The sequence below is a fragment of the Parvibaculum sp. genome (genome assembly GCF_046297875.1).
GTDB lineage: Bacteria > Pseudomonadota > Alphaproteobacteria > Parvibaculales > Parvibaculaceae > Parvibaculum.
This window is the reverse complement of the sequence record NZ_JBKBHD010000001.1, coordinates 14,569-36,981: the sequence shown is the minus strand read 5'-3', so window position 1 is coordinate 36,981 and position 22,413 is coordinate 14,569. Positions and strand designations below refer to the sequence as shown.

General features: G+C 65.3%; 25 protein-coding genes. 8 read left to right on the top strand and 17 right to left on the bottom strand.

Going from position 1 to position 22,413, the window contains the following annotated elements; genetic code table 11:
• Positions 1-60: 60 nt before the first annotated feature.
• The 5 genes from ACK4FH_RS00215 to ACK4FH_RS00195 all read right to left on the bottom strand — a co-directional run bounded on the left by ACK4FH_RS00215 (position 61) and on the right by ACK4FH_RS00195 (position 3,531).
• Entirely contained in the window at positions 61-561 is a 501-nt protein-coding gene (locus ACK4FH_RS00215; RefSeq protein ID WP_409809918.1) for a response regulator, read from the bottom strand.
• A complete protein-coding gene (locus tag ACK4FH_RS00210) occupies positions 558-1,118 on the bottom strand; it encodes a hypothetical protein (protein WP_409809915.1) in 561 nt (186 codons plus the stop codon). The genes ACK4FH_RS00215 and ACK4FH_RS00210 overlap by 4 nt, the downstream gene beginning before the upstream one ends.
• 11 nt (positions 1,119-1,129) lie before the next feature.
• A complete protein-coding gene (locus ACK4FH_RS00205) occupies positions 1,130-1,627 on the bottom strand; it encodes a response regulator (RefSeq protein WP_409809912.1) in 498 nt (165 codons plus the stop codon).
• Between the two features lie 181 nt (positions 1,628-1,808).
• Complete coding sequence (locus tag ACK4FH_RS00200; protein ID WP_409809909.1) at positions 1,809-2,684, bottom strand: class I SAM-dependent methyltransferase; 876 nt, start codon at positions 2,682-2,684, stop codon at positions 1,809-1,811.
• Positions 2,685-2,736: 52 nt separating this feature from the next.
• Positions 2,737-3,531 carry a hypothetical protein gene (locus tag ACK4FH_RS00195; RefSeq protein ID WP_409809906.1) on the bottom strand — a complete coding sequence of 265 codons (795 nt, stop codon included), beginning with the start codon at positions 3,529-3,531 and terminating at the stop codon, positions 2,737-2,739.
• Positions 3,532-3,740: 209 nt separating this feature from the next.
• On the opposite strand from ACK4FH_RS00195, the gene ACK4FH_RS00190 reads away from it, so the two are divergent.
• Both ACK4FH_RS00190 and ACK4FH_RS00185 read left to right on the top strand, forming a co-directional pair.
• Entirely contained in the window at positions 3,741-4,142 is a 402-nt protein-coding gene (locus ACK4FH_RS00190) for an NUDIX domain-containing protein (protein ID WP_409809903.1), read from the top strand.
• 130 nt (positions 4,143-4,272) lie between these two features.
• Positions 4,273-4,638, top strand: a complete 366-nt coding sequence (locus ACK4FH_RS00185) for a hypothetical protein (protein ID WP_409809900.1) — start codon at positions 4,273-4,275, stop codon at positions 4,636-4,638.
• Positions 4,639-4,640: 2 nt separating this feature from the next.
• Here the strand turns inward: ACK4FH_RS00185 and ACK4FH_RS00180 are convergent, their stop codons facing one another.
• The 3 genes from ACK4FH_RS00180 to wrbA all read right to left on the bottom strand — a co-directional run bounded on the left by ACK4FH_RS00180 (position 4,641) and on the right by wrbA (position 7,132).
• Positions 4,641-5,642 (bottom strand): glutathione S-transferase family protein, encoded by a 1,002-nt coding sequence (locus tag ACK4FH_RS00180; RefSeq protein ID WP_409809897.1) that lies wholly within the window; start codon positions 5,640-5,642, stop codon positions 4,641-4,643.
• Positions 5,643-5,667: 25 nt separating this feature from the next.
• Positions 5,668-6,378: a pirin family protein gene (locus tag ACK4FH_RS00175; RefSeq protein WP_409809893.1), complete on the bottom strand. Its 711-nt coding sequence runs from the start codon at positions 6,376-6,378 to the stop codon at positions 5,668-5,670.
• Positions 6,379-6,520: 142 nt separating this feature from the next.
• The gene (gene wrbA / locus ACK4FH_RS00170) at positions 6,521-7,132 is read right to left on the bottom strand and encodes an NAD(P)H:quinone oxidoreductase (protein WP_409809890.1); all 612 of its coding nucleotides are present in this window, start codon (positions 7,130-7,132) and stop codon (positions 6,521-6,523) included.
• Positions 7,133-7,275: 143 nt separating this feature from the next.
• On the opposite strand from wrbA, the gene ACK4FH_RS00165 reads away from it, so the two are divergent.
• The gene (locus tag ACK4FH_RS00165) at positions 7,276-8,211 is read left to right on the top strand and encodes a LysR family transcriptional regulator (RefSeq protein WP_409809887.1); all 936 of its coding nucleotides are present in this window, start codon (positions 7,276-7,278) and stop codon (positions 8,209-8,211) included.
• 42 nt (positions 8,212-8,253) lie between these two features.
• Entirely contained in the window at positions 8,254-8,577 is a 324-nt protein-coding gene (locus tag ACK4FH_RS00160; RefSeq protein WP_409809884.1) for a helix-turn-helix domain-containing protein, read from the top strand.
• 64 nt (positions 8,578-8,641) lie between these two features.
• Here the strand turns inward: ACK4FH_RS00160 and ACK4FH_RS00155 are convergent, their stop codons facing one another.
• Positions 8,642-9,556, bottom strand: a complete 915-nt coding sequence (locus tag ACK4FH_RS00155; protein ID WP_409809881.1) for an SDR family NAD(P)-dependent oxidoreductase — start codon at positions 9,554-9,556, stop codon at positions 8,642-8,644.
• Positions 9,557-9,915: 359 nt separating this feature from the next.
• Here ACK4FH_RS00155 and ACK4FH_RS00150 point away from each other — a divergent pair, with 359 nt between their 5' ends.
• Both ACK4FH_RS00150 and ACK4FH_RS00145 read left to right on the top strand, forming a co-directional pair.
• The gene (locus ACK4FH_RS00150; protein WP_409809878.1) at positions 9,916-10,419 is read left to right on the top strand and encodes a GNAT family N-acetyltransferase; all 504 of its coding nucleotides are present in this window, start codon (positions 9,916-9,918) and stop codon (positions 10,417-10,419) included.
• Between the two features lie 16 nt (positions 10,420-10,435).
• Positions 10,436-11,182 carry an SAM-dependent methyltransferase gene (locus ACK4FH_RS00145; protein ID WP_409809875.1) on the top strand — a complete coding sequence of 249 codons (747 nt, stop codon included), beginning with the start codon at positions 10,436-10,438 and terminating at the stop codon, positions 11,180-11,182.
• Positions 11,183-11,189: 7 nt separating this feature from the next.
• Here the strand turns inward: ACK4FH_RS00145 and ACK4FH_RS00140 are convergent, their stop codons facing one another.
• From ACK4FH_RS00140 to ACK4FH_RS00105, 8 genes are all read right to left on the bottom strand, one after another.
• On the bottom strand, positions 11,190-12,140 hold the full coding sequence (locus ACK4FH_RS00140; RefSeq protein ID WP_409809872.1) for a metal ABC transporter substrate-binding protein: 951 nt from the start codon (positions 12,138-12,140) through the stop codon (positions 11,190-11,192).
• A gap of 10 nt (positions 12,141-12,150) precedes the next feature.
• Positions 12,151-13,020 carry a metal ABC transporter permease gene (locus ACK4FH_RS00135; protein ID WP_409809869.1) on the bottom strand — a complete coding sequence of 290 codons (870 nt, stop codon included), beginning with the start codon at positions 13,018-13,020 and terminating at the stop codon, positions 12,151-12,153.
• A complete protein-coding gene (locus ACK4FH_RS00130) occupies positions 13,017-13,754 on the bottom strand; it encodes a metal ABC transporter ATP-binding protein (RefSeq protein WP_409809867.1) in 738 nt (245 codons plus the stop codon). Before ACK4FH_RS00130 ends, ACK4FH_RS00135 begins: the two co-directional genes overlap by 4 nt.
• Positions 13,751-13,912, bottom strand: coding sequence for a hypothetical protein (locus ACK4FH_RS00125; protein WP_409809864.1), 162 nt, complete (start codon positions 13,910-13,912; stop codon positions 13,751-13,753). The genes ACK4FH_RS00130 and ACK4FH_RS00125 overlap by 4 nt, the downstream gene beginning before the upstream one ends.
• Positions 13,913-14,002: 90 nt before the next feature.
• Positions 14,003-16,078, bottom strand: a complete 2,076-nt coding sequence (locus ACK4FH_RS00120; RefSeq protein WP_409809861.1) for a hypothetical protein — start codon at positions 16,076-16,078, stop codon at positions 14,003-14,005.
• Positions 16,079-16,086: 8 nt separating this feature from the next.
• Entirely contained in the window at positions 16,087-18,891 is a 2,805-nt protein-coding gene (locus ACK4FH_RS00115) for a DUF4159 domain-containing protein (protein ID WP_409809858.1), read from the bottom strand.
• Positions 18,892-18,909: 18 nt separating this feature from the next.
• Complete coding sequence (locus ACK4FH_RS00110) at positions 18,910-19,857, bottom strand: DUF58 domain-containing protein (RefSeq protein ID WP_409809854.1); 948 nt, start codon at positions 19,855-19,857, stop codon at positions 18,910-18,912.
• Positions 19,858-19,870: 13 nt separating this feature from the next.
• Positions 19,871-20,881 (bottom strand): AAA family ATPase, encoded by a 1,011-nt coding sequence (locus ACK4FH_RS00105; protein WP_409809852.1) that lies wholly within the window; start codon positions 20,879-20,881, stop codon positions 19,871-19,873.
• 162 nt (positions 20,882-21,043) lie between these two features.
• Between ACK4FH_RS00105 and ACK4FH_RS00100 the strand changes: the two genes are divergently transcribed.
• Positions 21,044-21,694 carry a DUF1285 domain-containing protein gene (locus ACK4FH_RS00100; RefSeq protein ID WP_409809849.1) on the top strand — a complete coding sequence of 217 codons (651 nt, stop codon included), beginning with the start codon at positions 21,044-21,046 and terminating at the stop codon, positions 21,692-21,694.
• 1 nt (position 21,695) lies between these two features.
• Complete coding sequence (locus tag ACK4FH_RS00095; protein ID WP_409809846.1) at positions 21,696-22,361, top strand: CoA pyrophosphatase; 666 nt, start codon at positions 21,696-21,698, stop codon at positions 22,359-22,361.
• Positions 22,362-22,413 lie beyond the last annotated feature (52 nt).

The window sequence follows — 22,413 nt, the reverse complement described above, 5'->3', positions numbered from 1 at the left end:
GTTTGGCCGGTGGCCGCAGTTTGCCGTGACTCGGGGAGAAAGGGGAGTCGCTTGACGGGTTCAGGTGTCGGCGCGGCGCGCATCGAGCGTGCGGCGCGGCGACGGCCCGCGATAGCCGGGCGTCTCGACGAAATGGATCGGCCGCGAGACGGCGGCGACGATGGCTTCATAGAGCATTTCCGCCGAGAGCGGCTTCACCAGATAGTCGGTCACGCCCTGATCGCGCGCATAGGCCACGTTTTCGCGGCCGGCATGGCCGGAAATCATCAGGATCGGCACATCGGGATTGGCCGCCTGGCCCGCGCCGCTCGCGCGGATGCGGCGCGTCATCTCAAAGCCATCCATCGGCGTCATCGCGCCATCGGTGATGATGATGTCGGGACATTCCGCGGCAAAGGCGGCAAGCCCGCGCTCGCCATCCAGCGCCACGACGACATGGCCAATGCCCATCGAAGCCAGAAGCGCCGTCAGCAGCCGCTGCATTTCGGCACTGTCTTCGACGACCAGCACTTTCAGGCGGCGAAGGAAATCCGGGTCCGCTTTGGTCGGCTCGCCGTTCATCCGGCCATTTTCCGGTTGCCGCGCGTCGTCTTGATCAGCCGCTCAAGCGCATTGAGCGTTTCCATCGTGATGGCGGGGTCGGTGCCCGGATTGTCGACGGCATCGCGGATCGCATCGACATGGTATCGGATGACCGATCCATCGCGCCAGTCTTCCTCGTGGCAATTCTCGACAAAGCGGCAGAGCGAGTCGGCAAAGCGGCCGGCAATCGGAAATCCGAACGTGCCGGCAAGGCCGCGCATGTCGTGCGAGAGCGAATAGAGGCGCCTGCGCGCGTCCGAATCGCCTTTCACCGCCGGTTCGACAAGGAGCTGCAGCATGGCAACCTGCGCCGACAAGGCTTCGGCATATTTCGTTTCCAGCGTACGGATCGTCGACTGCATCTGGTTGAGAACGCGCGGATCGAGGCGCATCGGCGCGACATAGTCGGCGCCGAGCTTGCGTTCGGCGATGGACGGCACACGGATGAAGCGGACATCGGGCGGCGTTTCGCCCGTGGCGGCGTCGTGGCCTGCAAGATGGCGTGCAAGACGCGATGTGATGCTGCGTTCTTCCATGATGCTTCTCCTCAAAGCAGCGCGACGGAGCCGCGGCGTTCCTTGCCGTCGAATGGCGTATCGCGGCGGCGCCGGTCGGGTCCGCGATAGGTCGGCGTTTCGACGAAGGTGCGCGGGCGGTCGATCACCTGAATGAGACGTTCGTAAAGGCCGCGCGCCGAAATCGGCTTCGACAGAAATTCCGTGATGCCGATATCGCGCGCCCGTTCCACGGATTCGAGATCGGTATGGCCGGACACCATGATGATGGGGATCATGCCGAGCGCGAGCCCGCGAAGGCTGCGCAACCGCTTGGCGAACATGAACCCGTCGCCGGGAACCATCGCCGCATCGGTAATGACGATGTCCGGTTCCTTCGAGTTCAGAAGTTCCCAGGCTTCTTCGCCGTTGATCGCCAGATGAATTTCGCCGACGCCGAGCGCCTGAAGCAGCGTCATCAGCAGATGGCGCATATAGGCGCTGTCATCGACGACAAGAACGCTGATCTTGCCGAAAACGGATTCCGTCATGCCCCAATATCCCCAGCTCGCCAGGCGCGCCTCAAAAGAGCACGGTCCCGGCGCCAAGTCGCTTCCATGCGTCAACCCTAATGGCAAGGTCTTAACAAAGAGGAACCGGAATAAGGGAACGATTCCAATGTGTTCGGGGTGCAGAGTGTTGAGGGATGGTTAATGGGGAACCGGAAACATCTTACGCCTTCGCCGAGACGAGCCAGACCGCGCCGGGCAGGCGCACCTCGCCATCATTCACATTGGCGGCAAGCGCCTTGCGCACGGCATCGCTCACCGTATCGCGCATGGCGTCCGGCATGGTCTTCATCGCGCGCGCCAGCGGCCCGATCTCGAGCGATTGGTTGAGCGCTGTTTCGATGGCGTCTGCGCCTGCGCCCAGCGTCAGCTCCGCATCGAAAGGCTGAATGTCGATCGCGCTGTAACCGGCTTGCGACAGCACATCGTGGAACCGGCTTGCATCGTCGAAGGCAAAGGGGCCCGGCGCGCCGGGCACCGGCGGCTCCTGTGGCGGCAGATGCGGCAGCGCCGCCATCATCGGAAGTGCAGCCCAGGGATTTTCGCGGAAGGGCCGCCAGCAGACGAACCCCGTCCGGCCACCCGGCGCAAGCGTCTTGCGCATATGCCCGAAGGCGGGAGCCGGATTGTCGAAAAACATGATGCCGAAGCGCGAGGCAAGCACGTCGAATTGCCTTGTGCCGAAATCATGCGTCGCCGCATCGGCGAGCAGGAACTCCGCCTTGCTGCGAAGTGCGGCGGCGCGTTCCTTCGCCCGCGCGATCATCGGCCCGGAAATATCGACGCCGAGCGTGCTTCCCCCGTCTCCCGCCGCATTTGCAAGGTCGAATGTGGTCGCGCCGCAGCCGCAGCCGATATCCATGACGCGCTCGCCGGGTTCCACGGCAGCAAGCAACTGCAGCGCCTTTGAAAATGGCGCGAGCATGGCGTCGAGCCTGTCCTGGTGCCGCGCCCATTTCTCGCCCGCATCGCCGTTCCAGTATTCGATCTGGTCGGCATTCGGGCCTTTGGCTTCGTTTTTCTGTTCTGGCGATGACATGAGCGGCTTCCCTTGCTGGAGGCCATTGATAGCACGGAAAACGGGGTGCGTATCAGGCCTTGCGGACCAGGGGTTCGCGGTCGTTGAGCCGCTCCGAAAGCGCCCGCAATTTTTCTTCCACTTCCGCCATGGCGGGGTCTATGGCCGGTGCGGCTTCTTCCGGCGGGTCGGCGCCCGTCGGCAGCCGCGTTCCGATTTCGCGCGGGCCCGCCATTTCCATGAGGCGCGCAAGCCGCTCGGAGATGAGCGCCGCATGGTCGACAAGGCGGTCGCTGACGCGGGCGGCCGTTGCGCGGGCGGCTTCGATCTCGGCGGCGATCGCCGCCACTTCCTCGTCCGGCGCAAAGGCATCGCGCGGCGGCGACAGGGACAGACCCGCTTCGCCGGTCGTGAGATTGACGATCGGAATGGCGACGCCGGAGCGCGCCTCATCATCGAAAGCGATGTCGAATGTCGTTTGCTTGCCGCCGATGCGCCTGCCGGCAATCAGGTTGACGCGGTTATGCGTCGCCGAACCGGCAATGGCGTCGATTTCTTCGCGGAGTTCGTCATAGCGCCCGGCCAGCAGCGCGCGCCTGCCGTCATCTGCGCTCGTGCCCGCATCGGCAACGAGATCCGCCGCCTCGCGCAGCCGGTCCATGATCGCGTCGATCGCAAGTACCGAAGTCTCGATGGTCGAAAGCGCCGTTGCAATCCGCTCGCCGAGTTCGGCGGCGTTGTAGGAACCTTTGGTGATGGAAGTCGCGCGCAGCGCACGCTGCATGGCAGCGGGCGTCACCGGCGGCGCATCCTCCGCAGGCGGCGGTTCGAGCTTCTTGTTGCCCTTGAACAGCGAAAAAAGACCCATGACCCGGTATTGCCCAAACGTCTTGCCCCGGCGGCTGAAGCGCGCCGCCCTGCGCCAGACAGTAAGGCCATAGGGTTGACGACATCTAAAGGCCCCTGCGGCATAAGTGAAACGGACATGCTAGTCTGCCGCCCATGCCGAACCCGAAAATACTGATCTGGCACCTGGCCCGCCTGCTTCTCCGCCTGTACTGGCGGGTGCGCCGTCCTTTGACGGCGGGCGTCCGCGGCCTCGTACTTGATGCCGAAGGCCGCGTTCTCCTCGTCCGCCATACCTATATTCATGGCTGGTATCTGCCGGGCGGCGGGGTGGAACGCGGCGAAACCATGCTGACCTCGCTTCGCCGCGAGCTGGAAGAGGAAGTGGGCGTGACGCTCACAGGCGAGGCGCGGCTGGCCGGCCTCTACGCGAATTTCCGCGAGTTCAAGTCGGATCACGTGGCGCTTTATGTCGTGCCGCATGGCGCCTATTCGCATGAACCGCGCCGCTCTCTGGAGATCGCGGAAAGCGGCTTCTTCCCTCCCGATGCGCTGCCCGAAGGCGTCACGCCATCGACAGCGCGGCGCATCGCCGAAGCCATGCTGGGTCACACGCCGGACGAGTTGTGGTAGGCGGGAAAGGAATTGGAAATTCCTTCCCCAGTCCGTCATGGCCGGGCTTGACCCGGCCATCCAGACTTTTTTTGCCACATTTCGGTTCTATCGGTTGATCTGCGGGGGCGATGAATGATGGGAGCGATGGATGAAGAGCCTTTTTCTTTCCGGTCTCGCTGCGGCCTTTCTGTTCGTCGCGCCAGCGGCGTCAAGCGCGCAGGAACAGGTGAACTGGGCGGCGCTGCCCGCCGAGCGCGAGGCGCTTGCCGCGCTCGACTATCAACAGCATCGCGCGCTTCGCAATTCGGTGCGCCATTGCATTTCCATCGGTCAGGCGCGCGGCCGGAATTCGGCTTGCGTGCTTCTCGATCTCGACCGCGCGATGCGGCAGAGCGGCGAGGCGCTGGAGGCCTATCACTTCGCGCTGCCGCGGCCCATGCGCTATGACGAGAACCGCCACCGCGAAGCGGCGGTGGATCGCGTCGCCGAGGCGCGCAATAAGGCGCTGCAGTGACGTCAGCCGAGCCGTGCCCCGAAACGCGCCCTGTCATGCGGCGCGGTGAAATCCTCGTTGGGCCCCGCGGGTACGATGCCCGTGGGGTTTATCGTTTTGTGGCTGCCGTAATAGTGCTGCTTGATGTGATCCATGTTCGCCGTCTCTGCAATGCCCGGCACCTGATATAGTTCGCGCATATGGTTCGAGAGGTTCGGATAGTCCGCGATGCGGCGCAGATTGCACTTGAAGTGGCCGTGATAGACGGCATCGAAGCGGATCAGCGTCGTGAAGAGCCGCCAGTCGGCCTCGGTGATCCTGTCGCCCGCGAGATAGCGTTGCTTGCCGAGCCGCGCTTCCAGCCGGTCGAGTTCCTCGAAGAGCACCGTCACTTCCTTCTCGTAAACGGATTGCTCGGTGGCAAAGCCCGCCTTGTAGACACCGTTGTTCACATGGTCGTAGACAGCTGAATTCACCGCATCGATCGTGCTGCGCAGTTCTTCCGGGTAGAAGTCGAGCGCCGCATTCACGCCTTCGATCCCGTCGAATGCGGAGTTGAACATGCGGATGATCTCGGCGGATTCATTCGTCACGATGGTCTGGCGATGCTTGTCCCACAGCACCGGCACGGTGACGCGGCCGGTATAATCCTTGTCGGCCAGCAGATAGACTTCATAGAGCCGCGTCTTGCGGTTCACGAAATCGGGCACCGCCGCATCGTCCGCGCCTTTCAGCGTCCAGCCCTCGTCCAGCATCAAGGGATCGACGACGCTCACGCTGATCTTGTCCTCGAGCCCTTTCAGCTTGCGGAAGATGAGCGTGCGATGCGCCCAGGGGCAGGCGAGCGAGACATAGAGGTGATAGCGCCCCGCCTCCGCCTTGAAGCCCGCTTCGCCCGTGGGCCCCGCGCTTCCATCCGCCGTCACCCAGTTGCGGAACGAGGACTCCTGCCGCTTGAAAGCGCCGCTGGTCGACTTCGTGTCGTACCATTTGTCGGTCCATTTTCCTTCGACCAGAAGTCCCATCGTTCCGTCCTTTCATCCGTGTTGATTATTCTTCCGGCGGCAGATCGGCGAGCACGATCTCCGCATCGTCGAGTGCGCGGATGGTGAGCAGATCCACATCGCGGATCGCCGCGCCGGAACGCTCGCCGACTTCGACGCCGTTCACCTCGATCCGGCCCCTTGCCGGCACGAGATAGGCGAGCCGGCCCTTCTCCATGACATGGGTCACACTCGTGCCCGCGTCCAGTGTCGCGCCGAGCACTTCGGCATCCTGCGCGATCCAGAGCGCTTCGGCCGGCGCATCCTTCTTGCCGCTTGCGAGCGGCACGAGCACGCCCTTGCGGCCATCCTTCGGAAAGCGCGCCGTCTCCCAGCGGGGCGTGATGCCCTCGCGGTTAGGCTCGATCCAGATCTGGAAGATGCGGGCGTCCTCGTCCTCGAGGTTCCATTCCTCGTGCTGGATGCCGCGTCCCGCCGACATCACCTGAACATCGCCCGCCACCGTTCGGCCTTCATTGTTGAGGTGATCGCGATGCGTGATCGCGCCTTCGCGCACATAGGTGATGATTTCCATGTCGCGGTGCGGATGCGGCGGAAAGCCGGTCTTCGCGCGGATGAGATCGTCGTTCCAGACGCGCAGCGCCCCCCAGCCCATGCGCTTGGGGTCGTAATAGCGCGCAAAGGAAAAGTGATGCTTCGCGTCGAGCCAGCCGTGATTGGCGCCGCCGAGAGAATTGAAATCGCGAACTTCGATCATGGTGGTCCTGCCTTTCTTCAGGAAAGGTGCCCGGCCGGCCCCCACACTCGGGGGAGGGAGGGGAGCGGAAAGCGGCCGGCCGGGCCCGAGGCTCCGTTACGCGGTACTGCCCATACGGAGCCTCTGGAGTTTGTATTCGTACCTAGGCCGCGAGCTTCGCCGCGATCGCGGCCACATGCGCGCCCTGCTTCTTCGCAAGGCTGAGTTCTTTCTCCGTGGGCTGGCGGCTGCCATCGCCGCCCGCCAGCGTCGAGGCGCCATAGGGCGAGCCGCCGCGCACCTCGGAAATATCGAAAAGTTCCGTGCCGACCGGATAGGGAAGGCCGACGATCACCATGCCGTGGTGAAGCAGCGTCGAGTGGAACGAGGTGATGGTCGTCTCGTTGCCCGCGCCCGTGCCGGTCGAGGTGAAGACGGAGCCCGCCTTACCCGCCAGCGCGCCCTTGGCCCAGAGCCCGCCGGTCTGGTCGAGGAAGGTCCGCATCTGCCCGGTCATGTTGCCGAAGCGGGTCGGCGTGCCGAAGATGATCGCATCGTAATCGGCAAGCTCCTGCGGGGTGGCGACGGGCGCATCCTGCTCGACCTTCATGCCCGCATTCTTCATCGCCTCTTCGGGCATGGTCTCGGGCACGCGCTTCAGCGTCACTTCCGCGCCGGCAACCGAGCCCGCGCCTTCCGCGACAGCCTTCGCCAGCGTTTCGATATGGCCATAGGCGCTGTGATAGAGCACCAGGATCTTCGTTTTTCCGCTCATTCTTCCCTCCATCGGAAGACCCCGTCCATCAGGGAAGGGGCATTGCTGAATTCGATGGATCGGATGTAATTGATTTGCTGGAGAATATAATTCCCATATGATGAAACATATTGTTGCATATATAGGAACAATGAAGCCGGAACATGGCGCTCGATCTCAATGGCTTCGCGGTCTTCGTGAAAGTGGCGGAAACGGGCGGCTTCACCGCGGCGGCGGATGCGCTCGGCCTGTCGAAGTCGATGGTGAGCCGCCAGGTCTCGCAGCTTGAGGACGAGCTTGGCGTCCGCCTGCTGAACCGCACCACGCGGCGCATCAGCCTAACCGAAGCGGGCGCCGTCGTCTTCGAGCGCGCAAGCCGCATCGTGTCGGAGGCCGCCGAAGCGGTGGAGGAGGCAAACTGCGTCGAGGGCGCGGTGCGGGGCACGCTGCGCGTCAACGCGCCCATGACCTTCGGCATCCGCCAGCTCGGCCCCGTGCTGCCGGAATTTCTCGCCCGCCACCCGGAGCTGACGGTGGACCTCGCGCTGAACGACCGCCGCGTCGATCTCATCGAGGAAGGCTTCGACGTTTCCCTTCGCATTTCCGCGCTCACGGATTCAAGCCTGATCGCGCGCCAGCTCGCCCCCGTCGAGCGCCACATCGTCGGTGCGCCGTCCTGGTTTGAAAAGCACGGGGTGCCGAAACGCCCGGCCGATCTCGCAGGCCATCCCTTCCTGCTCTACACGCTGCTCGCGCGCCCCACCCATCTCGAAATGGAAAATGAGAAAGGCGAGCGCGAACAGGTGGAGCTGAAGGCCCGTCTCCTCTGCAACAATGCGGATGCGATGCTCGATGCCATCGCCGCCGGCACGGGCCTCGCCCTCCTGCCGGATTTCATCGGCTGCGACCACCTGAAAAGCGGCACTCTCACCCGCGTTCTCGAAGACTGGTCCGTGCCCTCGCTCACCCTCCACGCCATCTACCCCCACTCCCGCCACCTCTCCGCCAAAACCCGCGCCTTCGTGGATTTCACAGTAGAGAAATTCGGCCCGGGGAAGGCGCCATGGGGTGCGGGGCATGAGGCGACGGAAGCTTCTTGAAGAGGTCGCCTGATGCTATCCTGTGTCGTGGGAGTACATGTCATGGCGAACACGAAAAAGTACCAGAGCGACATTTCAGGCGCACTGCATTCGGCAGCCTCAGCGCTGCACAAGGCGGGCGCGCTCGACAAGACGACGATGCGCGGCTTCGATGCGCGTCATCTTGAAGTGCCGGCGGAAATTGCACCCGCCGAGATCAAGCGCATCCGCGAGCGGAACAAGGTAAGCCAGCCGGTCTTCGCCCGTTATCTCAATACGAGCGAGAGTACAGTCGAGAAGTGGGAGACTGGCGCAAAGAAACCGAGCGGCATGGCGCTCAAACTGCTCACTGTCGTCCGCAAGCATGGACTTCAAGTGTTAAACTAAAACACGAACAAAAAAGGCGGGCCCTGAAGCCCGCCTTTTCCGCATTCAATCCAGCGTGTAACGCCTACACAGGCTCCCACGTAAACACGGCGCCGGTTGCGCCGAGGTCGGTATAGCCGCCTTCCATCGCCGGGAAGGCATGGGAGAGGATCGTTTCCGGCGTCCAGCCGTCGATCCGCGCGACTGACTTCACGGGCCGGGGCTGCGAGAAGAGCACCAGCTCATTGCCGCGCACCGCAAAGATCTGCCCGTTTGCCGTGCAGCCGGGCGAGGCGAGCGCGACCGCGAAATTGCCGACCTGTTCCGCCCGCATCGCATTCTTCATGCGCTCGACGCGCTTCGCAGACGCTTCGTCCTTCACCGGAATGGTGGCGATCATGCGCGTCCAGGCGAAAGGCGCGATGATGTTGGAGCGCACATTCTTCGCCGCCCCTTCCATTGCGATGATGCGCGAGAGACCTGCAATGCCCATCTTCGCCGCGGCATAGTTCGCCTGGCCGATATTGCCGATGAGGCCGCTCGTCGAGGTGAAGAGGACGAAATTGCCTTCTTCCTTCTCGCGGAAATGATTGATCGCCGCGCGCGTGATGTTGTAGCTGCCCTTCAGATGCACTTCGAGAACGGCGTCCCAGTCCTCGTCCGGCATCTTGTGGAACATGCCGTCGCGCAGGATGCCCGCCGGGCTGATGATCGAATGCAGCGCGCCATAGGTGTCGAGCGCCTGCGCGATCATGTTTTCCGCGCCCGATTTCAGCGACACGCTGTCCGAATTGGCAACCGCTTCGCCGCCCGCCGCCTTGATCTCGTTCACCGTCTTCTGCGCCGCGCTCGCATCGCCCGCATCGCCGCCCTTCACGCTGCCGCCGAGATCGTTCACGACGACCTTCGCGCCCTGCTTCGCCGCGATCATCGCGCATTCCTTGCCGATGCCGCCCGCGGCACCCGTGACGAGCACCACCTTGCCTTCCAGAATTCCCATGACGTTTCCCTCTCGGTTGTCATTGATTGCGGGCAAGCTAGCGAAGCGCCGGGCGCCATTCCAGCCTTTTTAGCCCTGCCGCAGCGGCGGTCCGCCGCGCCAAAGCCGCTTTACGGGAAACCCGCCCCGTGCTATCCGCCTGATCTTCCGGGGTCTCGCGCCCCGGCACCAGGGGACCGCATCATGGCGCTGAGGCTCGCAGAGCAGCGACGACGAGAGAGGGAAGGGGCGCATCGCCGCCCCCGCCGCCTTTCCGCGCGCGCCATTCCGGTCCTTGCCTCCGCCTGAGCGGCGGCCAGGCCCGCGAGGGGTGAGCGCCTTGACCTCCATGACCCTTCGCTGAGCCCCGTGAGACACCCATGTTCGAGATAGAAGCCGAGCGGCCGGAGCACCGGCCTGCCATTGAAGCCCTGCTGGACCTCTCCTTCGGCCCCGGCCGCTACGCGAAAACCGCGCAGCGCCTGCGCGAAGGCAATCATCCCGTGCCCGAGCTTTGCTATGTCGCCTTTGCGGGCGAGGGGGCGGAGCGGCGCATGGTCGGCAGTTTGAGCTTCTGGCCGGTCGTCATCGGCGGCGTGCCGGGCCTCATGCTCGGTCCGCTCGCGGTCGATCCCGTGCTGCGCGGCAAGGGCTGCGGCATCAAGCTGATGGAAAAGGGCCTCGCCGACGCGAAGAAGCTTGGGCACAGGCTGGTGATCCTGGTGGGCGACGCACCATACTACGCCAAGGTCGGCTTCGGCCCCGTGCCGTCCGGCCGCCTCACCATGCCGGGTCCGGTCGATCCCGCGCGGCTGCTCTACCGCGAGCTCGACATCGGCGCCTTCACCCGCGCCAAGGGCCCGATCGCGAAGCCAGACCGCTGATTGCAAAGGCGCCGCTATGGATATCCCCCGCATCTTCAACATCATGGAAAGCGCGCACCGCATCCATAATCCGTTCACGCCGGAAAAACTCGCCACGCTGGGCGCGGTCCTGCGGCTCGCGCCCGGCACGCATGTGCTCGATCTCGGCAGCGGCTCGGGCGAGATGCTCTGCACCTGGGCGCGCGATCATGGCGTCACCGGCCTGGGCGTCGATTTAAGCAGGCTCTTCTCGGAACAAGCGAAACGCCGCGCGGAAGAACTCGGCGTTGCCGATCGTGTCGCCTTCGTTCATGGCAATGCAGCGGGCTATGTCGCAAGCGAAAAGGCGGACGTTGCCGCCTGCGTCGGTGCCACATGGATCGGCGGCGGCGTCGCGGGCACGATCGCGCTCCTCGCACAGAGCCTCAAGCCCGGCGGCATCATCCTGATAGGCGAGCCCTATTGGCTCGAGCTGCCGCCCACCGAAGACGTTGCAAGGGGCTGCCTCGCGGGTTCGATTGCCGACTTTCATTTCCTGCCGGGGTTGCTCGACTCGTTCCGCGATCTCGGCTATGACGTCGTGGAAATGGTGCTGGCAGACCGTGAAGGCTGGGATAGATACGAAGCCGCGAAATGGCTCACCATGCGCCGCTGGCTCGATGAAAATCCCCGCGACGAACTCACAGGTGAAATCCGCGCCAAACTCGCATCCGAGCCCGTCCGCTACGCTACCTGTACGCGCGCATATCTCGGCTGGGGCACCTTCGCCCTGATGGCGCGCTGATCCGCCCTCAATTCTTCTGCATCGCCTCGATCAGCACCGGCACATTGTGCCGGAACATCGCGACATAGGTCGGTGCCGGCCCGCCCGGCGCCGACAGCGCGTCGGAATAGAGCGTGCCGCCATTCTCGATGCCCGTTTCCCGCGCGATGGTTTCCATCATGCGCGGATTGCCCATGTTCTCCATGAAGAGCGCGCGGATATTCTCGCGCCGCATCTGGTCGACGAGCCGCGCCAGCGCCTCGGCGCTCGGGTCCGAAGCCGTGCCGGCGCCGGCCGGCGAAAGGAACTCGACGCCATAGGCTTTCGAGAAATAGGCGAAGGCATCATGCGTGGTAATGACCTTGCGCTTCTCCTTCGGCAGCCTTCCGATTTCCGCGCGCGCCCATTCATGAAGCTTCTTGAGTTCCGTGATGTAGCTTTCCGCATTCGCAAGATAGAGCGTTGCGTTCGCCGGGTCTTTCTCGGCCAGCGCATCCGCTATATTGCGGACATAGATGATGCCGTTGCGCAGATCCTGCCAGGCATGCGGATCGAAATCCTGCGGTACTGCCGGATGGCCGTCCTTGTCATGGCTGTGCCCGTGCCCGTGATGATGGTGATGGCCTTCTTCGAGGTCGATCGGGTTCACGCCGAAACTCGCCGTCACGAATTTCGCCTTGCTCTTGGCAGAGGCTGCAAGCCTGACCAGCCAGGGCTCGAAGCCGAGTCCGTTGATGATGAGAACATCGGCTTCCGCGAGCATCGCCACATCGGCAGGCCCCGGCTCGAAGACATGCGCATCCGCATCGGGCCCGACAAGCGAGGTGATGGTGGCGCGCGCACCCGCAACATTCTTCGCCATGTCCGCAAGAATGCTGAAACTCGTGACGATCTTGAGCGGCGCGGGTTCTTCCGCGCGCGCGGGCAGGGCCGTAAAGCCGAGCGCAAGCGTGAGGCAGAGCGCAAGCAGATGTTTCATCGCTTTCTCCTTACTCGTGGAAATGGGCCCGCGGGAAATAGCGCGTACGCAGGCTGTCCCGCGTGCCGAGCATGATGGAGCCGACATAGAAGAGGCCGGCGGTCAGCACGATCGACGGCCCCGACGGCAGGTTGAAATTGTAGGAGAGGAGGAGCCCCGCAAAGCCCGAAAGAAAGGCAAGCGCCGAGGACAGCGCCGCCAGCGACCAGACCGCTCCCGCCCAGAAACGCGCGGCAGCGGCGGGCAATATCATCAGCCCCAGCGCCATCAGCGTGCCGAGCGCCTGAAACCCCGCAACGAGGTTCACCACCACCAGCGACAGGAACATGAAATGCCAGATCGTGCCGCCGCCCGTCGTCGCGCGAAGGTATGCGGGGTCGAAACATTCGATGACGAGCGGCCGGTAGATCACCGCAAGCGTCACCACGGTGAGCGTGGCGATGGAGGCAATGAGGAGCAGCGCATCGTCCGTCACCGACAGAATGGTGCCGAACAGCACATGCAGAAGGTCGATATTCGAACCGCGCAACGAGACGAGCAATACGCCAAGCGCCAGGCTGATGAGATAGAATCCCGCAAGGCTTGCGTCCTCGCGCAGCGCCGTCGTCCGGCTGATGAGCGCCGCCAGCAGCACGATGGCAAGACCCGCAAGAAGTCCGCCGAGACTCATCCACCAGATCGAAAGCCCGGCGGCAAGAAAGCCGATGGCGGCGCCCGGCAGGATGGCATGGCTCATCGCATCGCCCATCAGGCTCATGCGCCGCAGAATGAGAAACGTGCCGATGGGCCCGCCGCCAATGGCAAGCGCCATGCAGGCCACAAGCGCCCGGCGCATGAAGCCGTAATCGGCAAAGGGGGCGATCAGCGCATCATAGATCATGCCGCATCGCTCCAGCCGTCGGAGATGTAGCGCGCGCGGCGCAGATTGTCCGGCGTGAGAACCTCATCTGTCGGCCCCCAGGCCACCGGCTCGCGCGCGATCAGCAGCGCCTCGGGAAATGCCTCGCGCACGCGCTGAAGATCGTGCAGCACGGCAATCACGGTGCGGCCCTCGCGGTGCCAGACGCCGACGAGATCGAGCAGCTCGCCCGCCGTGCGCTCATCCACCGCCGCGAACGGCTCGTCGAGCAGCACCACGCCTGCATCCTGCAGCATCAGCCGCGCGAAAAGCACGCGCTGCAATTGCCCCGCCGACAGCGTGCCCACCTGCCGCGCATCGAAGCCTTCGAGGCCGACAGCGGCAAGCGCGGCCCGCGCCCGCGTCACATGCGCCCCCGTGATCGCGCGGAACATGCCCATGTCGCGCCAGAGGCCGAGCGACACCGCGTCGATCACGCTGATCGGAAAGCTGCGGTCGATTTCGGCAAGCTGCGGCAAATAGGCGATCCGCTCGCGCGCGCCGACTTCGATGGCGATGCCGCCTTCGCTTGGGCTGACGAGCCCGGCGATGGATTTGAGCAACGTCGATTTCCCCGCGCCGTTCGGGCCGACAATGGCGGTGAGGCTGCCGGGCTCGAAACGGCCGGTCAGGTGATGCACCGCCGGCTCGCGGTCATAGGCGACGGTGAGATCGGCAAGCTCGATGGCGGGAACGGCATGTCGATAGGCGTTCATCTTGCGAGCGCCCACAAAACGGCAAGCCAGAGAAGCGCCGCGGCGCCGAGCGCCACGGCGAGCCTGAGCCCGATCCCCGCCGCAAAGGCGGAGATACGCGGCGCGCGCTGCCGCGCATGGCCGGGCGCATGGCTAAGTCCGGTGTCGCGATGGCCCACGAAATCCGCTCCGGCTGCTGATCTGTAATATTATAACATCGCGAAACTAGGCATCTTTCCGCCGAAACGCAAGCCGCACAGATGGGTGGGTCACCGCCCCTCGCGCCACCAGGCGAGAGCAAGCGTGCCGAGAAGCAGAAGCAGCGCCAGCGGTCCGGCAAGTATCGGCGCCTGATGCACGGCATGAACATGGAACTGCTCGTTGCGGCGAAGCCCCATCCAGCCGCTGCCCGCGGCATCCTGTCCCGCCCTGACCGCGCGGATCGAGGGCACGCCGCCGGCGTCGTCGCCCGTCCACCAGATGCCCCCGCCCGTCTGCGCCACAAGCGGGCGGAGAAGGGCGTCGGTCGCGCGCATATCGGCGATCTCGCGCGGGTTGAGCGGCCCGGCGGCGGCGACCGCCGACAACTCGCCTTGCCGCACGCGGTAGAGCCCGAGTTCGCTCGCCTCCATCACGCCCTCGAAGCGCCCCGGCGCCACTTCCTGCATCTCGATCTCGCGTGTCCCGCCGGAAGGCAGCGTCACGCGCGCGGGCGCCGCCTCGTCCTGCATGGTGCGGCGCTGCACGGTCAGCATCCCTGCCTGCATGGCGGCGGAGAGGTTTTCTTCCTCGAGGTCCGGTTCCTTCATCAGCCAGTGCGCCAGGCGGCGCAGAAGCTCAGCTTGCGGCCCGCCGCCTTCATAGCCGCGCGACCAGAGCCAGATGTGATCGGAAAGAATTTGCGCCACGCGGCCTTCGCCCGCGCGCGCCAGCACCATCAGCGGTTTGCCGTCCGGCGTTTCCATCACGATGTCGCCGGTCTCGGTCGTAACGTCGATGGTGCGGAACCAGCGGCCCCAGCTCGGCGTCTCGCTCTCACTGCCCGGCAGACCGGCGGTCACGGGGTGGCGTGCGCCCTTCGGCGTGATCCCCGGCCTGAAGCCGCCCTCGCTCGTCTCGCCGGTCGGCAGCGCCGGCAGAATGGCGGCAAGCGGCGTGCGCGCAATAGAAAAGGGCGTGGCATAAGCCGGTCCGTCCGCCGCCAGAAACGCGCCGCCACCTTCCACGTAATCGACGATATTCAGGAAATACGCCATCGACAGCACACCGCGCCGCTTGTAGCGGTCGAAGATGATGAGGTCGAACTGGTCGAGCTTCTCGTCGAACAGCTCATGCGTCGGAAAGGCGATCAGCGAAAGCTCGTTGACGGGCGTCCCGTCATGCTTGTCCTGCGGCCTGAGAATGGTGAAGTGAACGAGATCGACCGACGGATCGGATTTCAGAAGATTGCGCCATGTCCGCTCGCCCGGATGCGGCTCGCCCGAAACGAGCAGCACGCGCAAGCGGTCCCGCACGCCATTGGCAACGACGACGGCACGGTTGTTGAGCAGCGTCAGCTCGTTTGGCCCTTCCTCCACCTCGATCTCGATCACGTTGGGTCCGCCGCGCTCAAGCGACAGCGTCACGGTCTCGGTGGCGCCGATCGTGGCAATCTTCTCCGCCACGCGCTCGCCATCGATGGAAATTGTCACGCGCGCCGTCTCGCCGGTCGCGCCGTCGCTGGCCGAGGTTTCCTCCACGCGGAACGAAAGTGCCACCGGCTCGCCGACAATGCCGAAGCGCGGCGCTTCGAGCACATGCAGCCGCCGGTCGCGTTCGCCCGGCCGCCCGGTGATGAGCCCGTGCACCGGCGCATCGAAGCCGAGTTCGGCGGCGCTCTTCGGCACGTCATGCACCTGCCCGTCGGTGATGAGGATGGCGCCTGCCACACGCTCGCGCGGCACATCGGCCAGCGCCTCTTCCAGCGCGCGGAAAAGCGCCGTGCCGTTTGCATCGTTCGGGTCGCTGCGCGCTTCCACCACGCGCGTTTCGATGCCGTCTTCCTCGGCAAGCCGCGATGTGATGCGTTCGAGCGCCGCTTGCGTCTGTTCCGGCCTGGTGGCGATGTCCTGGCTCTGGCTGCGGTCGACGATGATCGCCGCGACATCGGCCACCGCCTCGCGTTCCTCGCTGCGGATCGTCGGGTTGAGCAGCGCGATCACAAGCACGGCGAGCGCCACGGTGCGCAGCGGCGCGCCGCGCGCACGGCGGAATGCCGAATAGACGAGCAGCAGAACGCCGGGCAGCGCCAGCGTCAGAATGAGCGCGACGGGTGCAAGCGGTTCGAAAACGATGTGCCAGGCCATGCGCGCTCCTACTGGCCAAGCCGTTCGAGAAGCGCGGGCACGTGAACCTGGTCCGCCTTGTAGTTGCCGGTCAGTGCGTAGATCACGAGATTGATGCCGAAGCGATAGGCCATCTCGCGCTGCCTCTCGCCGCCCGGCGTCACCGCATAGAGCGCACGGCCGCTCGCATCGCGCGCCCATGCGGCCGCAAAATCGTTCGAGCCGACGACGATGGTGGTAACGCCGTCATTGACGAGAAGTTCGTCGTCGCCCGTCCGCGCCTCGACCCATAATTCGCCGCCGTCGAAGCGTCCGGGAAAATTCTGCATCAGATAGAAGGATTTCGTCAGCACGTGATCGGCAGGCACGGGCTCCAGCGGCGGCAGGTCGAGCTGCCCGAGCAGCCGCCTGAGCGCCGCCATGCCCGGCGGCACATCGCCACCCGCCGCGCGGTCGCCGTCGCGCGTATCGAAGAGAATGGTGCCGCCATTCTTCATGTAGGTGTTGATCTTGCCGAGCGCCTGCGGCGTCAGATCGGGCTGCATCCCCGACATCGGCCAGTAGAGCAGGGGGAAGAAGGCAAGTTCGTCCTGTTCGATATTGACGCCCATCGGCTCTGCCGCATCGAAGGCGGTGCGGGCACGAAGCGCCTGGCTCAGCGCGAACAGCCCCGCCTCGCTCACCGCGTCGAGTTCGCTGTCTCCGGTGATGACATAGGCAAGCCGCGTGTCGAGCGTCGCCTTGAGCGCGAAAGCGTCGTTCTCCTGCGCCAGGGCATCGCTTGCCGGAAGCACCAGCAGAACGGCCAGCAGCACAGGTGCCGCCCGCGATGCAAAGCGTACCCGGCGGATTTTCTCGGTCTCGAAAAGCCCGGTCACCCAGAGCGCGGCAAGCGTGTCCAGTACCACAAGGAAGAGCGCGAGCACGAGCAGCACTGCGGCAAGGCGAAGCTCCGGGCCGCCTTCGAAGGAGCGGCGTTCGCTGATGCCCGGCACCTCGCCAAGCGGCGTCAGTTCATGGTCGGCCGTTGCAAGGTTCAGCGCGCGCGGCGCACCCGCCAGCCCGTAAAAGCCGGGCGGATGGCGGGGGCTGCGTTCCGCGCTTGTGAGGCGCTCCGCCGCGATCGGCGTTGCCGTTGCGGGCGGCGTCCCGAGCCTGCCAAAACCGTTGAGCGTCGTCAGCGGGCTCAGCAATTGCCGCTCCCGCGCGCTGCCCGTATCGCCATCGCCGCCTTGCGCGACCACGCCCTGCGAAAGTTCGACCGCGCGCCTGAGCATCTCCACGAAGAGGCCGGAGATCGGCAGGCTCGACCAGTCGCGATTGGCGGTCACATGAAAGAGAACGATCGCTCCCTTGCCGCGCTGTGCGGCGGTCACGAGCGGCGTTCCGTCGGCAAGCCGTGCCCATGTATGGCGCGCAAGGTCGGGCACCGGCTCCGCCAGCACCTGCCGCGAAACGCTCACATCCTCCGGCACGTCGATGCCGAAGAAGGGACTGTCCTCCTCGAACGGCGAAAGGCTCTGCGGCGTGCTCCATGACAGCGCGCCGCCCAGCGCGCGGCCGCCGGTCCGCAGCGGCACCGGCACAAGCTCGTCGCCATGCTCGGCAAGGCGGGGCCCCGCAAAGCGGATCAGCATGCCCCCGCTTGCGACCCATGCGTCGATGCGTTCGCGCGTGGGCTGGGTGAGATTGCCGATATCGGCAAGGATCAGCACGGAAAGCGGCGCGGAAAGAAGTTCGTCGATGGCAGCTTCCGCATCGCGCTCATTCGCCGTCTCTCGCAGCTCTACGTAAGGCGCGAGCGCGCGCCGTACATAATAGACGTCGGAGAGCAGCGGCTGCGCCTCTTCCGCGCTTGCGCCCGAGACGATGCCGGCATTGCGCCGCCGCCAGCTTTCATCGGCAAGAATGACCGCGCCCGCCGACGCCTCACCCGCAATTTCGAGGCGCGAGATCCGGTTCCGGAGTTCGAGCGGCAGGTCGAAGGGAACCGGCGCCAGAACCTCGCCCTCAGAAAGCGCGAACCGCGCCTCGCCAAGCACATTGCCGTCGCTGTCGAGTGCGCGAACCGCGCCTTCGCGCAAGCTTGTTCCCTCCGCGCGCAGAACGCGCGGCACGATCCCGCCCGCGTCGCGCTCCGGCGGCAGCAGCGCCAGCGCGCGTTGGCCCGGCGCGGGTTCGATCAGCGTCAGCCTGCCATCGCCCGCCAGGGCGGAAAGACGCCGGGCGAATTGCGCCGCCGCGCCATAGTCGAGCCCGTCGCCGATCCAGACGATCTCGGCGCCGCGCGTCAGCACCGCCGCGCCTTCGAGACGTTCGATGAGTGCGATGCGGTCCGGTTCGATCGGCTGCGGCTCAATGGCGCGCGCGCGTGCATTGGCGTCCCCGGCGGATTCGAAATTGAGCGTCGGCGCGTTGATCTCCGGCGCCGTTCCCGCGACGAGGACGGAGCGGTCGGCGCGCCGCGCATCGGCGATGAGCCCATCCATCGTGAAGCGCCGGTCGCTCCAGCGCGCGGCGGATGCCCAGCCATTGTCGACGATGATGACAAGCGGTCCCGAACCCGCGGCCGGCCTTGCCGGGTTCAGCACGGGCTCCGCCAGCGCCAGCACGATCAGCGCCGCAATCGTCATGCGCAGGATCAGCAGCCAGAGCGGCGTATGCGCCGGCGTGTCCTCCTCGCGCACAAGGCCGACAAGAAGGCGGATCGCGGGAAAGCGCACGCGCTTGGGTAGCGGCGGGCTGATGCGCAGCAGCCACCAGATCGCGGGCAGCGCGGCAAGGCCGAGCAGCATCCAAGGTGCGGCAAAGGAGAGGAGACCGAGCGCAAGCATGATCTAGCAGCCAGCCATCTATTGACCTGCCCGGGGCGCCTTGCGCGCCAGAAGTGCGCCGGATAGCGCCGAGTAAAGCGCGAGCAGCGCCGTTTGCGGGCCACGGTCGGTGCGATGTGTCGCGAAGGTGAAGTCCACGCGCCGCGCCATCTCGATGATACGGTTGCGATGGATTTCGAGCCTCTGGTGATAGGCCTCGCGCAGATTTTGCGCACGCCCCACCATCAGGCGGAGGTCTTCCTCGACGCCTTCGAATTCGGTGCGGCCCGAAAAGGGCAGGTCTTCTTCCGCCGGATCGAGCACCTGGATCATGTGGCCGCGAATGCCGTCCGCCGCATAGGCTTTCATGCGCGCGATGATCTCGTCGGCAGGCGACAGGAAATCGCTGATGAGCACAAGCTGCGCATATCGCGGAACGCGCTCTGCCGGCGGCAGGCTGCCGCGCTTCGCCGCGTCGTCGTCGCCATCGGCATGGTCGATCAGCGCATGGGCCATGCGGCGGAGTGCGGCGCGCCCCGGCGCCGGCGCAAAACCGTGTCCGAGTGCCGCAACGCTTTCGCCGCCCTGCACAAGAAGCGAGGAAAGCGCGAGCGCGAGAACGGTGGCCCGGTCCTTCTTGCTGCAAGGCGCAAAGTCGGATGCGTAATCCATCGAGGCCGAACCGTCGCGCCAGATCCAGATGCTTTCGGCTGCCTCGCGCTCCGTCTCGCGCACAAAGAGATGGTTCGAGCGCGCCGAGTGGCGCCAGTCGACCGATGACGCGGCGTCGCCCTCGCGGTAGCGGCGAAACTGCCAGAAGGTTTCGCCCATGCCGGTGCGCCGCCTTCCGTGAACGCCCTGCGCGATGGTGGAGGCGACATGCTCGGCTTCCGTCACCAGCGGCGGCATGGCCTCGCTCAGCGCCTCGGCCTGTTCGCGCAGGCCGATCGCACCGGGAGACGCCGCGTGTGACGGTGTGGCAGTCATGTCGATCTTTCGTTCAGCCGATAGTGCGGCACAGCCTGTCGATGACGCCGCTCACCGTGACGCCTTCGGCGCGCGCCGAAAAATTGAGCGCCATGCGATGGCGAAGCACGGGGGCTGCAAGCGTCTTCACATCTTCGATCGAAGGCGAAAAACGCCCGTCGATAAGTGCGCGGGCGCGGACCGCCAGCATCAGCGCCTGACTCGCGCGCGGGCCGGGGCCCCAGGCGACATGGCGTTCGACTTCTTCCGACGCGCCTTCTTCCGGCCGCGCTGCGCGCACGAGGTCGAGAATGGCGTTCACCACCTTCTCGCCCACGGGCACGCGCCGCACGAGGCGCTGCGCTGCCATCAGGTCCGCCGCCGACATCGCATTGCGCGCGCTGGCGACCGTCTCGCCCGTGGTCGAGAGCAGCATCCGCCGTTCGCTTTCGAGATCGGGATACATCACGTCGATCTGCATGAGGAAGCGGTCGAGCTGCGCCTCCGGCAGCGGGTAGGTGCCTTCCTGCTCCAGCGGGTTCTGCGTCGCAAGCACATGGAAGGGGGCGGGCAGTTCGTAGCGCACACCCGCCACCGTCACCTGCTTTTCCTGCATCGCCTGCAAAAGCGCGGATTGCGTACGAGGGCTCGCGCGGTTGATTTCGTCCGCCATCAGGAGCTGGCAGAACACCGGCCCCTTGATGAAGCGGAAGCTCCGCGTGCCCTTGTCGCTTTCCTCCAGCACTTCGGAACCGAGAATATCGGCGGGCATCAGGTCCGGCGTGAACTGCACGCGCTTGTCGTCGAGCCCGAGTACCTGTCCCATAGTGTGAACGAGCAGCGTTTTGGCAAGCCCCGGCACGCCGACCAGCAGCGCATGGCCGCCCGCCAGCACCGTCACCAGCGTCTGGTCGATGACCTGTTCCTGCCCGTAGATAACCTCGCCGATGGCCTCGCGGGCGGCGGCGATCTTCGCGCCCGTTTCCTCGATTTCCCGGACGGCAGCGGATTCGGTTCCCGTGTCGGCTTCACTCAGTGTCTGCATTGACCTACATATTGGTGACGGGCGGGTTCGCACCCGCCGTCATGCCACATCCCTGTTTTGTTGCGCGCCGCCATTGGCGCGGGCCTTCGTGACGATAATATGGCCGGATTCCGGGGCGTGGGGCACGAAATCGAAGATCAATATCGCGCGAGGAGAGGAAATATGGCCGCCGTGACCGGAAAGACAGCCGCAAACGGCGAAAAGCCAAGTGCCCAGGGCCGCGCTTCCGGCAGCGCGCCGGGCGGGCTGAAGGGCCTCGCCGCCGCCGAGGAGGCCGGAAAGAAAGCAAAGGGCCTGCCGCCGGTTCACCTCTGGAATCCCGAATTCTGCGGCGATCTCGACATGCGCATCGCCCGCGACGGCACTTGGTACTATCTGGGAACGCCGATCGGCCGCGAGCGGCTGGTGCGCCTTTTCTCCACCGTTCTGCGCCATGACGAGGACGGGAAATACTATCTCGTCACGCCGGTCGAGAAGGTCGGCATCAAGGTGGACGACGCGCCCTTCGTTGCCGTCGCCATGAAGGTGGAAGGAAAGGGCCGCGATCAGGTGCTCACTTTCACCACCAATGTCGGCGATGAAACCGTGGCCGGACCCGATCACCCCATGCGATTCGAAATCGGCGAGGAGACCGGCGAGCCCGCACCTTACGTCCATGTCCGCGCCCGCCTCGACGCGCTCATCAACCGCGCGGTGTTCTACGACCTCGTCGAACTGGGCGTGGAAGAGGAGCATGAGGGCAGGAGATGGTTCGGCATCTGGTCCGGCGGCACCTTCTTCCCCATCCAGCCGGCGGAAGAAGTGACGCTCTGACATGAACGCCCATCGTCATCTCATTCTCTCCCGCACCGACCGGGAGCCCCCGGCTCTGGCCGCGCTTCTGGCGGCAGACGGCCTGCCGGGCCTCAGGGGCGACCATGACCTCAATCCGCCCGAAAGGCAGCCGCCCGAGGGCAATGTCTGGGTCGAGCCGGAGGAGCGCGCCTCGCTGCGGCCCGCCGCCGTTCTCGTGCCCATCATCGAACATGCGCATGGCCCCCATGTGCTGCTGACGCGCCGCGCCGATCATCTCGGCACCCATTCGGGCCAGGTCGCCTTTCCGGGCGGCAAGATCGACCCCGGCGAAACGCCCGCCGAAGCCGCGCTCCGCGAGGCCGAGGAAGAGGTCGGCCTCCACCGCTCATATGTAGAGGTGGCGGGCTATCTCGATGCCTATGAGACAGGCACCGGCTTCCGCATCCTGCCCGTCGTCGCCTTCGTGCGGCCGGGCTTCAGCCTCACCATTTCCCCCCATGAGGTCGCGGAAGCCTTCGAGGTGCCCTTGTCCTTCCTGATGAACCCCGCCAATCACGAGCGCCACAGCGCGGTCTGGCGCGGCAGGCGTCGCGAATATTATGCGATGCCCTATAATGGTCATTATATCTGGGGGGCCACCGCCGGCATGTTGAAGAACATGTATGACCGGCTTTATGGCGACTGAATGCCTCAGAGGCCCCGCGACCCCTCTTCAATAATGTGGGGGCAACGATCAA